This window comes from Micromonospora sp. I033 (genome assembly GCF_053890995.1).
Genome location: NZ_JBSSLX010000200.1, coordinates 1 through 10,705 on the forward strand (window position 1 = coordinate 1; position 10,705 = coordinate 10,705).

Below are 10,705 nucleotides of genomic sequence, written 5' to 3' on the forward strand. Positions count from 1 at the left end.
TGGCGCTGCGCCGGCACGCCCGCGGCGCCGCCACCGGCGAACGCGCCGGCCGGGACCTGCGCGACGTCAAGCTGATGGTCGGCTCCGGCGGGGTGCTGCGGCACGCCGCGCCCGGCGACGCCGCCGCGGTGCTCGCCGCGGTCCTCGCCGACCACGCCGGCGGGTGGCCGCTGCCCCGCGCCGCCCGCGCCGTCGTCGACGTCGACTACGTCCTGGCCGCCGGCGGGCTGCTCGCCGCCGACCACCCCGGCGCGGCGGCTGCGCTGCTGCGCCGGCATCTCGCCGGCTGAACGCCGGGCCGCCCTCGTCGCCGGTGCCGCCGCGGCGAGGGCTACTCGGCGGCGAGCTCCTCGCCGCGAATGCCCGTCCCCTGTGAGGCCGCCCAGGAGGCGAGCAGCCGCAGGTTGTCCTCGGCGGCGGTGCCGGGCTCGGCGGTGTAGATCACGAGGCTGAGGCCGGGTTCCGCGGTCATCGCGAGGGTCTCGAAGGCGAGGGTGAGGTCCCCGACCGCCGGGTGGTGGAACCGTTTGGTGCCGGTTCCGTGCCGGCGGACGTTGTGGGCGCCCCACCGGGTGCGGAAGGCGTCACTGCGGGTGGACAGCTCGCCCACCAGGTCGTGGAGGTCCCTGTCGTGGGGGTCGCGGCCCGCCTCGGTGCGCAGCACGTCGACCGTGACGTCGGCCATCAGCTCCCAGTCGGGATAGAAGCGGCGGGCGGCGGGGTCGAGGAACTGGTAGCGGGCCAGATTCGGCGGCTGGGCTCCGCCGGCGGTGTAGATGTCGCTGAAGAAACCGCGGGCGAGCTGGTTGGTGGCGAGCAGGTCCAGCCGGCCGTTGCTGACGTACGCGGGTCCGGCGGTGATCGCGTCCAGGGTCCACTGCAGGCTGCGATGCAGCGGTGCCTGCCGGCCCGGACGCCGGCGGGGCCGGGCGAGTGCGTCCGAACCCTCGGCGGCCTGCGCCAGGTGCAGCAGGTGGGCGCGTTCGGCGTCGTCGAGCTGCAGGGCGCGGGCGACGGCTTCCAGGACGCCGGGAGAGACGCCGGCGAGGTGGCCGCGTTCGAGCTTGGCGTAGTACTCGACGCTGACGTCGGCGAGGGCGGCGACCTCACTGCGGCGTAGCCCCTTCACCCGGCGTCGGGTGCCGGCCGGCAGGCCGGCCCGCGCCGGGGTGATCCTGGCGCGCCGCGAGACGAGGAAGTCGCGGACCTGGTCCTGGTTGTCCACGCGGTCGACCGTACGCGGCGCGGGCCGCGGTAGCCATGTACTGCCGGTACACCCCTCAGCAGGAACTCCCTGCCGGCGCGGAAACGGGGTTACCTGGTTCCCGAGCGGGACTAGCCACCCGGTGTCGGGGCACTCCGTGAGGTGGCTCACCGGTCCGGCTCAGGGGGAACACGTCACACGATCACTGATCGGCAAGGGAGAACATCATGCGTGGTGTCGTCATGCACGCACCCGGCGACATCCGGGTGGAGGACCGCCCGGATCCGCGGATCGAGGAACCGACCGATGCCGTCATCCGCGTGTCGGCGACCTGCGTGTGCGGCTCGGACCTGTGGCCGTACCGGGGGGTCCAGAAGGTGGAAGGCCCGACGCCGATGGGCCACGAGTACGTCGGCGTCGTCGAGGAGGTCGGCGACGACGTCACCGGCGTCAAGCCGGGCCAGTTCGTGGTCGGCTCGTTCTGGGCCTCCGACAACACCTGCGAGATCTGCCGGGACGGCTACCAGTCGGCCTGCGTGCACCGGGTACCGATGGGCATGTTCGGTTCACAGGCGCAGTACCTGCGGGTGCCCCTCGCGGACGGCACCCTCGTCGCCACGCCCGAGGTGCCGCCCGCCGACCTGATCCCCAGCTACCTGGCCGCGTCCGATGTGCTGGGCACCGGCTGGTTCGCCGCCGTCGCCGCCCAGGCCGGCCCCGGCAGGACCGTCGCGGTCGTCGGCGACGGCGCGGTCGGCCTGCTCGCCGTCCTCGCGGCCCGGCAACTGGGCGCCGACCGCGTCATCGCCATGAGCCGGCACGAGTCACGGCAGCGGCTCGCCCGCGAGTTCGGCGCCACCGACATCGTCACCGAGCGCGGCGACGAGGGCGTGGCCAGGATCAAGGACATGACCGGCGGGCTCGGCGCGCACTCGGTGGTCGAGGCGGTCGGCACCCAGGAGTCGATGCTGCAGGCCATCCACAGCGCCCGCCCGAACGGGCACGTCGGGTTCGTCGGCGTCACCCACGACGTGGCCCTGCCCGGCATGGAGATGTTCTGGTCCCTGGTGCACCTGCACGGCGGACCTGCACCCGTACGGCGGTTCCTGCCGGAACTGATGCGCCTGATCGGCGACCGCACGATCAACCCGGGCCGGGTCTTCGACCTCGACCTGCCCCTCGAGCAGGCCGCCGAGGGCTACCGGGCCATGGACGGCCGCCGCAGCATCAAGGCCCTGCTGCGCCCCTGACCACCCCACGCGACGAGGAGCGCACCCGCGACGGAACCGTGCTGCGCGTACGCGCCGGCGACACCGTCATCTGTCCACCCGGCGAGGAACACTGGCACGGCGCCGCCGCCGACACGTTCATGAGCCACCTGGCCATGCTCGAAGCGCCGCCCGGCGGCCAGGACCCCACCACCTGGCGCGATCCCCTCCCCGACGAGCAGTACCGGACCGCGAACCAGCGCACCGCCTGACGGCGCATCGAGACGCGCCGACGCGACACGCCGTGTCGCAACACACGACAGGCCCGGGTGGGTTGACAGCGGCGGGGGTGGACGCCGTACCGTCTTTGAGTCCTACCACGGGAAGCGGCTGTTGTTCGCTTCGTCCCTTCGTCCGCTGGCCGAGCGACCGGAAGGTTGCGGCGGCCAGGTCCAGCGGGCGGGGGTCGGCGGGGCGGCGCGAACCGGCCGCGGTTACCGGTGTATGGGCAGGGTGAGAGGCACGGCCAGTAGACAACGGCCAGGCGGGGGCAGCCAGTCCACGTCCGGTCGGTCCGAAGGTCGGCGCTGATCTCCTCGCCCCACCGGCCGGGAAGGGCCTGGGAGCATCGGGGCGCGGCGCGAGCCGCGCCCCGATTTTCGTCGCCCCCGCGATCAGCTGTTGAGGACCTCGTAGACGGCCGCCGGGGCGGGATCGATCCGCCCCTCGAACGGCGCGCCGAGATCCGGCTTGAACCCGTGCTGCGAGTAGCTGATCTCCGACGGCTGCTCCGGCTCGCCGCCGGCGGCCGGCAGCGTGAACCGGAGGCCGAGCAGCCGCTGCTGGCTGTCCACCGAGGCCTCGAACGCGACGGCCGCCCGCTGCTGCCCGGTGAGCGCGGCGAGACGCTCCTCGTCCACCAGCCCGTTGGTGTCCAGGCCCGGCACCCGGGTGAGGTCCAGCGTGCCGCGGTAGCGGCCGGTCCCGGACGGCTCGGCGGAGGCGATGCCGGCGAACAGGTCGGTCGCGTGCGCCGGGTCGCCGAACCGTTCCAGGCGGGCGCGGGCCGCCGGGTCGACCTTGCGTACGTCGATCCGGGTCCACCGGTCCCCGGTCAGCGGATTGCTGCGCGCCAGGTGCTCGCCGTCGCGGTGCAGCACCTCGAACGTCACGCGGGCCTTGCCGGCGTCGCCCCCGACGGCACGCAACCGCAGCCAGCCGTCGCCGCCGTCCACCGCCCCCACCCCGATGGTGTCGTGGGTGCGGAACTGGAAGCTGTACGGGCCGCGGTCCAGCGCCTCGGCGGCTTCGCGCAGCGCCGCCGCGGAGTCGGGCGTCGGCGACGGGTCCGCGCCGCCGCCGGCCAGGTCCCACGCGACGCCGCAACCGGTCAGGGGGAGCAGGAGGGCGAGCATGGTCGCCACCGGGACACGCAGTCTCACCGGACACCTCCCTCGGGTGGGCTGCCTGCCGATGTACCCACCGCTCAACCAGGTAAATCCCTGGATACGCACGCCGCCGCGCCACCGGAACTCCGGTGCCACCGGCTATGCTTCCTGGTATGACCGGAGCGGTGCGGAAGCTGTCGATCTCGGTCCCGCCGGACGTCGCCGAGCGCCTCGAACGGGAACCCAACGCCAGCGCCTTCCTCGTGCACGCCGCCCGGGCGCTGATGCGCCGGGAGGCCCTCGACGCCGAGCTGGCCCAGCAGGGCATCGCGGTGACCGAGGAGGGCGTCGCCCGGGCGCGCGCGGCGCGCGCCGCCGTCGACGTCGCCTGGCCCGCCGAGCGCTACCAGGCGATCCGGGACCGGGTGCGCCGTGACGCGGATCCCGCGGGCCGGGTCACCGCCGCGTGAGCGACCCGGACCCCCCGCCCGTGCGGCTGCTGCTGGACCGGTCGGCGCTGCTGGCGTACCTGGGCGGGTCGGTGCACGTGGGGGAGACGCTGCACGAGGTGATCGCCGACGGGGTGCGCTTCGGGGTGACCGCGGTCGCCGCCGCCGAGGCGTACGCGGCCGTCGACGACCCGAAGGACCGGGCGGCGCTGCGGCGCCTGCTCGCCCTCGACGCCTGCGCCGTGCTCGCCACGGCGGGCGGGTCGTGGCAGGAACTGGCGTACTGGCGGGGCTTCACCGGCCGGGCCGACCTGGCCGCCACGGTGCTGGCCTGCCTCGACCACGACGCCCCGATCCTCACCGGCGAGGCACGCTACGGCGACGACGACCTGCCGGTGATCCGGCTGCCCGAGTGAGCCCGCCCGGACGGGCCGACGGGTCGTCCCGCCGGGTAGCCTTCGGCGCGTGATCGTGGTGAGGTGCGGGTGACGACGCTGGACCGGGAAGAAGCGCGTGCCACCGACGGGGCACGGCCGCACGTCGGGGGTCGTCCCCTGCCGCTGAAACTGGCCGTACCGGCGGCCCTGCTGGCCGGTCTGGCGCTGCTTGTCGCCTTCCCGCCCTACGGGCTGTGGCCCCTCGCCCCGGTCGGTGTGGCACTGCTCGCCGCCGCGGCGCACCGGCGGCGGCTGCGCGCCGGCGCCGGGCTGGGCTTCCTCGCCGGGGTGGCGCTGTTCGCGCCCCTGCTGGAGTGGACCAACCTGCACACCGGCTACCTGCCGTGGCTGCTGCTGTCCCTGCTCCAGGCCGGCTACCTGGCGCTGCTCGGCGCCGCCACCGCCTGGGTGTCCCCGCTGGCCGACCGGCACCGCGCGGCGTGGCCGCTGCTCACCGGGCTGCTGTGGGTGGGCCAGGAGGCGCTGCGCGACCGCACCCCGTTCGGCGGGTTCCCGTGGGGGCGGCTGGCGTTCAGCCAGGACACCTCCCCGCTGCTGCGGCTGGCCGCGCTCGGCGGCGCCCCGCTGGTCACCTTCGCCGTCGCGCTGGCCGGCGGGATCCTGCTCACCCTCGCCTGGCGCGACTGGCGCCAGCCCGCCGGGCTGTGGCGGCCGGTGGCCGGGCTGGCCGCCGCCCTCGCCGCGGTGCTCGCCGCCGGCCCCGCCGTGCCGGCCGGGGTACGCGGCGGCGGCGACACCGTCACCGTCGCCATCGTCCAGGGCAACGTGCCCCGCCTCGGGCTGGACTTCAACGCCCAACGGCAGGCGGTGCTGAACAACCACGTCGACGCCACCCTGAAACTGGCCGAACAGGTCGCCGCGGGCACACAACGCCGTCCCGACCTGGTGGTGTGGCCGGAGAACTCCAGCGACATCGACCCGCTGCGCAACCCCGGCGCCGGCGACCGGATCAGCCAGGCCGCCGACGCGATCGGCGCGCCCATCCTGGTCGGCGCGGTGCTGCTCGGCCCCGGCGAGGGCCAGGTCCGCAACGCCGGCCTGCTGTGGCGCCCCGGCAGCGGCGCCGACCTGGACCAGCTCTACACCAAGCGGCACCCCGTGCCGTTCGCCGAGTACGTCCCGCTGCGCGAGATCGCCCGGATGGTCAGCTCCGAGGTCGACCGGGTCCGCTCCGACTTCGTCCCCGGCAGCACCCCGGGCGTGCTGGACGCCGGCGCGGCCACCCTCGGCGACGTGATCTGCTTCGAGGTCGCCTACGACGGCATCGTCCGGGACACCGTCACCGGCGGCGCGCAGCTGCTGGTGGTGCAGACCAACAACGCCACCTTCGACGTGGCCGAGGCCCGCCAGCAGCTGGCCATGGTCCGGCTGCGGGCCGTCGAGCACGGTCGCGCCGCGCTGATGGCCTCCACGGTCGGGGTTTCCGGGTTCGTTTCCCCGGACGGGCGGGTAGACGGGGCGACCGGGTTCAACACCGCCGCGGTGGTGGTGCGGCAGATGCGGCTCGGCGACGGGCGTACCCCGGCCACCACGGCGGGGGTGTGGCCGGAGGTGGCGCTCGCGGCGCTCGCCGTCGCGGCCCTGGCCGGCGCGGCCGTGCTGCGCCGCCGCCGGGAGACCGACCCGGGGTAGGACGACCAGCGGGAGGCGGTACACGGTGGGCTTGGTAGCCGACAGGCGGACGGTCGGCCATCCCGGGGTGGGACGGGTCCTCGTGGTCATTCCCACCTACAACGAGGCCGACAACGTCCAGCGGATCGTCGCCCGGGTGCGGGAGGCGGCGCCGGCGGTGGACGTCCTCGTCGCCGACGACAACAGCCCCGACGGCACCGGCGGGATCGCCGACGGGCTGGCCGGCGCCGACCCGCACGTGCACGTGCTGCACCGCCCCGGCAAGGAGGGGCTCGGCGCGGCCTACCTGGCCGGTTTCGACTGGGCGCGGCAGCGCGGCTACGACGCCGTGGTGGAGATGGACGCCGACGGCTCGCACGCTCCCGAGGACCTGCCCGCGCTGCTGAACGCCGCCCGCGACGCCGACGTGGTGATCGGCTCCCGGTGGACCCGCGGCGCGCGGGTGCTGAACTGGCCGCTGCGGCGGCTGCTGCTGTCCCGGGCCGGCAACCTGTACGCGCGGCTGGCACTGGGCGTACCGGTCTCCGACGCCACCGGCGGTTACCGGGTGTACCGGTCGGCCGCGCTGGACGCCATCGACCTGGCCTCGGTGCGCTCCCAGGGGTACGCGTTCCAGGTGGAGCTGTCCCGGCTGGCGCACCGTGCCGGGGTGCGCATGGTCGAGGTGCCGATCACCTTCGCCGAGCGGGAGCACGGCGACAGCAAGATGAGCCCGCTGATCGTGGCCGAGGCGCTGTGGCGGATCACCACGTGGGGGCTGCGGGACCGGCGGGCGGCGGCGCGCCGCCCCGACGCGCTGGCCCGCTGGCCGTGAGCGCGGGCGTGTCATGCTGGAGGGGCGTGATGACACCGCCGGGCGGATGAGGTGAGATGCGCCGAGGACTGAAGTACGTACCACCGGCTCTGCTGCTGCTCGCGCTGCTGGAGCTGACCGTTTTCGTCCTGGTGGGGCGGGCTGTCGGGTTCGGGTTCGCGGTGCTGCTGGTGTTCGCGGCCTCGCTGCTGGGCCTGGTGCTGCTGCGCCGGGAGGGCATGCGGGCCTGGCGCGGCTTCCGGGCCGCCGCGGAGTCCGGGCAGCCGCCGGGCCAGCAGGTCACCGACGGCCTCGTGGGCCTGCTCGGCGCGCTGCTGCTGGCGCTGCCCGGCCTGGTCAGCGGCGCCGTGGGGCTGCTGTTGCTGGTGCCACCGGTGCGGCGGCTGGCCCGCGGCGGGGTGCGCCGGGCCGCCGAGCGCCGGGTGTCGTCGATGGTCGCCGGTGACCTGTTCGGGCCCCGCCGGGTGCGGGTGCGCCGGGGGGCGCCGCAGCCCACGCCGGCCCCGCAGCCGCAGCCGGTCACCGAGCCCGGCCGGGCCATCGAGGGGGAGATCGTCGAACCCGGCCGGTGAGAACCGGACAGACATGACGAAGCGCCCCCGGGGTGATCCCCGGGGGCGCTTGCGTCGTTACGGGTGCTCAGGCGCGACCGCGGCGGGTGCGGACCTCCTGCAGCCGCTCGGCGAGGATGTCCTCCAGCTCGGCGATCGAGCGCCGCTCCAGCAGCATGTCCCAGTGGGTACGCGGCGGCTTGGCCTTCTTCTGCTCGGGCTCGCTGCCGTCGACCAGGCGGGCGACGCTGCCGTCGAACTTGCACTCCCAGGTCGTCGGGACCTCGGCGTCGACGGCGAACGGCACCTCGAACTGGTGACCCTTGGCGCAGAGGTACTCGCGGGTCTGACGCGGCGCGAGCTCCGTGTTGCGGTCGGATTCGTAGCTGACCGCGCCCAGCCGGCTACCGCGCAGCATACGCTCGCCCATGATCGACTTCCCCTCGTTCGTGGTGCTGGTCTTCAGGTGTAACGGTCCGTCACCGCCGGCCCATTCCCGCCCACGCTGACAGGGCCGGCGCGGAGTCGGGACCCCCAAGGGTAGCCGGTCATGACAGCTGCCCGGCAGGGTCGTCCCCGGCCGGGCCGAATCGGTGGAGTGTTTCGAGTGTCAACGGGGATGTTAGCCGCCTCCACGTGTGCGGAGGTGACGATGACCAGTGACGCGCCGGTCGAGGCCCGACCGCCCGGCGGGAAGACCTTCTTCGGTCACCCACGGGCGCTGTCCACGCTGTTCCTCACCGAGATGTGGGAGAGGTTCAGCTTCTACGGCATGCGGGCCATCCTGGTGCTCTACCTGACCGCGTCGGTCGCCGACGAGGGACTGGCCATCGGGGAGTCCACCGCCAACGCCGTCTACGGCACCTACAACGCCATGGTGTACCTGATGGCGCTGCCCGGCGGTTGGGTGGCCGACCGGCTGATCGGCGCCCGGCGCAGCGTGCTCTGGGGCGGCGTGGTGATCGCCGCCGGGCACTACGTCATGGCGATCCCGGCCCGGTGGAGCGTGTTCGCCGGCATGACGCTGATCGTCCTCGGCACCGGCCTGCTCAAGCCCAACATCTCCACCATGGTCGGCGACCTCTACGACCGGGACTCCCCGCGCCGCGACGCCGGGTTCTCGATCTTCTACATGGGCATCAACCTGGGCGCGTTCATCGCCCCGCTGGTCACCGGCTTCCTCGGCGAGAGAATCAACTGGCACCTGGGCTTCGGCGCGGCCGCGATCGGCATGACCTTCGGCGTGCTCCAGTACGTGCTCGGCCGGCGCAACCTCGGCGACGCGGGCGCCCGGCCGGCCGACCCGCTGCTCGGCGCGGACCGGCGGCGGGCGCTGACCCGCATCGCCGTGGTCACCGTGGCGGTGCTCGTCGTGCTGGCCGTGCTCGCCCTGCTCGGGCTCTTCACCGTCGACACCGTGGTCAACCTGCTCACCCTGGTCACCGTGCTGGTCACCATCACGTACTTCGCCCGGATCCTGACCGACCGGGAGATCAGCGCCACCGAGCGCAGCCGGATGAAGGCGTACGTGTGGCTGTTCGTCTTCGCCGCCGCGTTCTGGCTCATCTACGACCAGGCCGGGTCGGTGCTGAACATCTTCGCCGAGGACCAGACCGACCGGGACGTGGGCGGCTTCACCTTCCCGGCGTCCTGGCTCCAGTCGGTGAACCCGATCCTGATCATCATCGGCGCGCCGCTGGCGGCCGCGCTGTGGCTGAAGCTCGGCCACCGGGTCTCCACGCCGACGAAGTTCGCCGTCGGCCTGGTGCTCAACGGCCTGTCGTTCGTGCTGATGGCCGCCGCCGCGCAGGCCGCCGTCGGCGGCGACCTGGTCTCGCCGTGGTGGCTGGTCGCGGTGTACGCGATCCAGGTCGCCGGTGAGCTGGCGCTGAGCCCGGTGGGCCTGTCGGCCACCACGAAGCTGGCCCCGGTGAAGTACGCCAGCCAGATGCTGGGCCTGTGGTTCCTCGCCACCGCCGTCGGCGACGCGATCGGTGGTCAGGTGGCGCGGCTGGCCGACACGTGGTCCGAGCCGACGTACTTCCTGACCTTCGGCCTCGCCTCGGTGGTGCTGGGGCTGGCCGCGGTGATGTTCACCCGGCAGATCCGGCAGCTGATGGCCGGCATCCACTGATGCGGGGTCACCGGGCCGGGGTCGGCGGCAGCGGCAGCGGCAGGCCGGGCAGCCCGTCGATGCTGGTGGCGACGTGCTCCTTGCCGGCGAAGTAGGCGCTCAGCGATGCGTCGTCCTCCCGGGCGAACCGCCGGCCGTGCAGGTCGCGGTCGGCCTCGTAGGCCATCAGCGGCACGGCGTAGCCGCAGGTGTCGCGGACCAGCTCGGCGCGGACCACGACGATCGCCCGCAGCCCGTGCGGGTCCGGGTCGATGTCGGGGAAGTGCCGCAGCAGCTCCGGCCACCGGGGGTCGTCGCGGAACACCGGCTCGCCCCGCCCGTGCACCCGGACGATGTTCGGCGGGCCGGCGAAGGCGCACCACATCAGCGTGATGCGGCCGTTCTCCCGCAGGTGCGCGACGGTCTCGGCGTTGCTGCCGGCGAAGTCCAGGTAGGCCACGGTCAGCTCGTCGAGCACCGCGAAGGAGCCACGCAGGCCCTTGGGGGAGAGGTTGATGGTGCCGTCGCCGGACAGGGGAGCGGTGGCCGTGAAGAACATCGGCTGCGCCTCGATGAAGGTCCGCAGCCGGCCGTCGATGCGCTCGTACGTCTTTCCCACCCTCTGATCATCCTCGCCGGCGGCCACCTCCCGCTGCCCTGTCCCAGCCCGTGGCCGGTGGCGCCGGTCCGTGTCAGCCGGTCCGGGAACCCAGCCGCGCCAGGGCGGTCGCCAGGTCGCTGACCTGGTCGGCGAGCTGACCGGCCCGCCGCTGGGCGGCGTCGCGGTCGGCCTCGGCGGCGGCCAGCCGGGCCTCGACGGCGGCGGCGGCCAGCCGCGCGGCCGCCAGGTCGGCGGCGAGGGCGTCCCGCTCGGCGGCCCGGACCGCC

The 10,705-nt window shown here is 74.3% G+C and carries 13 protein-coding genes and 1 pseudogene; 9 read left to right on the forward strand and 5 right to left on the reverse strand.

All coding sequences use genetic code 11. The annotated features are described in order from the left end of the window. On the forward strand, positions 1 to 290 hold a 290-nt coding region (locus tag ACW0Q9_RS24960; protein WP_456185275.1), incomplete at its 5' end, for a glutamate mutase L. 41 nt (positions 291 to 331) lie between these two features. Here ACW0Q9_RS24960 and ACW0Q9_RS24965 read toward each other — a convergent pair. Continuing rightward, the gene (locus ACW0Q9_RS24965; RefSeq protein ID WP_456185277.1) at positions 332 to 1,225 is read right to left on the reverse strand and encodes a helix-turn-helix domain-containing protein; all 894 of its coding nucleotides are present in this window, start codon (positions 1,223 to 1,225) and stop codon (positions 332 to 334) included. A 206-nt stretch (positions 1,226 to 1,431) separates the two neighbouring features. Here ACW0Q9_RS24965 and ACW0Q9_RS24970 point away from each other — a divergent pair, with 206 nt between their 5' ends. Together ACW0Q9_RS24970 and ACW0Q9_RS24975 are read left to right on the forward strand one after the other, a co-directional pair. Then, positions 1,432 to 2,454, forward strand: coding sequence for a zinc-dependent alcohol dehydrogenase family protein (locus ACW0Q9_RS24970; protein ID WP_456185279.1), 1,023 nt, complete (start codon positions 1,432 to 1,434; stop codon positions 2,452 to 2,454). 38 nt (positions 2,455 to 2,492) lie between these two features. Continuing rightward, positions 2,493 to 2,684: a hypothetical protein gene (locus ACW0Q9_RS24975; RefSeq protein ID WP_456185283.1), complete on the forward strand. Its 192-nt coding sequence runs from the start codon at positions 2,493 to 2,495 to the stop codon at positions 2,682 to 2,684. A 402-nt stretch (positions 2,685 to 3,086) separates the two neighbouring features. Here ACW0Q9_RS24975 and ACW0Q9_RS24980 read toward each other — a convergent pair whose 3' ends face one another. Beyond that, positions 3,087 to 3,854, reverse strand: coding sequence for a hypothetical protein (locus ACW0Q9_RS24980; RefSeq protein WP_456185285.1), 768 nt, complete (start codon positions 3,852 to 3,854; stop codon positions 3,087 to 3,089). Between the two features lie 119 nt (positions 3,855 to 3,973). Here ACW0Q9_RS24980 and ACW0Q9_RS24985 point away from each other — a divergent pair, with 119 nt between their 5' ends. The 5 genes from ACW0Q9_RS24985 (at position 3,974) to ACW0Q9_RS25005 (ending at position 7,725) form a co-directional block, all read left to right on the forward strand. Then, the gene (locus tag ACW0Q9_RS24985) at positions 3,974 to 4,270 is read left to right on the forward strand and encodes a hypothetical protein (RefSeq protein ID WP_456185287.1); all 297 of its coding nucleotides are present in this window, start codon (positions 3,974 to 3,976) and stop codon (positions 4,268 to 4,270) included. Continuing rightward, positions 4,267 to 4,665: a hypothetical protein gene (locus ACW0Q9_RS24990; protein WP_456185289.1), complete on the forward strand. Its 399-nt coding sequence runs from the start codon at positions 4,267 to 4,269 to the stop codon at positions 4,663 to 4,665. The genes ACW0Q9_RS24985 and ACW0Q9_RS24990 overlap by 4 nt, the downstream gene beginning before the upstream one ends. Positions 4,666 to 4,734: 69 nt before the next feature. Next, complete coding sequence (gene lnt, locus ACW0Q9_RS24995; protein WP_456185291.1) at positions 4,735 to 6,339, forward strand: apolipoprotein N-acyltransferase; 1,605 nt, start codon at positions 4,735 to 4,737, stop codon at positions 6,337 to 6,339. Between the two features lie 25 nt (positions 6,340 to 6,364). Beyond that, positions 6,365 to 7,153 carry a polyprenol monophosphomannose synthase gene (locus ACW0Q9_RS25000; protein WP_456185293.1) on the forward strand — a complete coding sequence of 263 codons (789 nt, stop codon included), beginning with the start codon at positions 6,365 to 6,367 and terminating at the stop codon, positions 7,151 to 7,153. Positions 7,154 to 7,209: 56 nt separating this feature from the next. Continuing rightward, positions 7,210 to 7,725: an FxsA family protein gene (locus ACW0Q9_RS25005; RefSeq protein ID WP_456185295.1), complete on the forward strand. Its 516-nt coding sequence runs from the start codon at positions 7,210 to 7,212 to the stop codon at positions 7,723 to 7,725. A 67-nt stretch (positions 7,726 to 7,792) separates the two neighbouring features. Here the strand turns inward: ACW0Q9_RS25005 and ACW0Q9_RS25010 are convergent, their stop codons facing one another. Beyond that, positions 7,793 to 8,134 (reverse strand): RNA polymerase-binding protein RbpA, encoded by a 342-nt coding sequence (locus ACW0Q9_RS25010; RefSeq protein WP_046564157.1) that lies wholly within the window; start codon positions 8,132 to 8,134, stop codon positions 7,793 to 7,795. Between the two features lie 222 nt (positions 8,135 to 8,356). Here ACW0Q9_RS25010 and ACW0Q9_RS25015 point away from each other — a divergent pair, with 222 nt between their 5' ends. After that, a complete protein-coding gene (locus tag ACW0Q9_RS25015; protein WP_456185298.1) occupies positions 8,357 to 9,838 on the forward strand; it encodes a peptide MFS transporter in 1,482 nt (493 codons plus the stop codon). A gap of 7 nt (positions 9,839 to 9,845) precedes the next feature. Here the strand turns inward: ACW0Q9_RS25015 and ACW0Q9_RS25020 are convergent, their stop codons facing one another. Together ACW0Q9_RS25020 and ACW0Q9_RS25025 are read right to left on the reverse strand one after the other, a co-directional pair. After that, positions 9,846 to 10,436, reverse strand: a complete 591-nt coding sequence (locus tag ACW0Q9_RS25020) for a pyridoxamine 5'-phosphate oxidase family protein (protein ID WP_456185300.1) — start codon at positions 10,434 to 10,436, stop codon at positions 9,846 to 9,848. A gap of 73 nt (positions 10,437 to 10,509) precedes the next feature. Next, positions 10,510 to 10,705, reverse strand: a pseudogene (locus ACW0Q9_RS25025) (hypothetical protein); the annotation flags it as partial.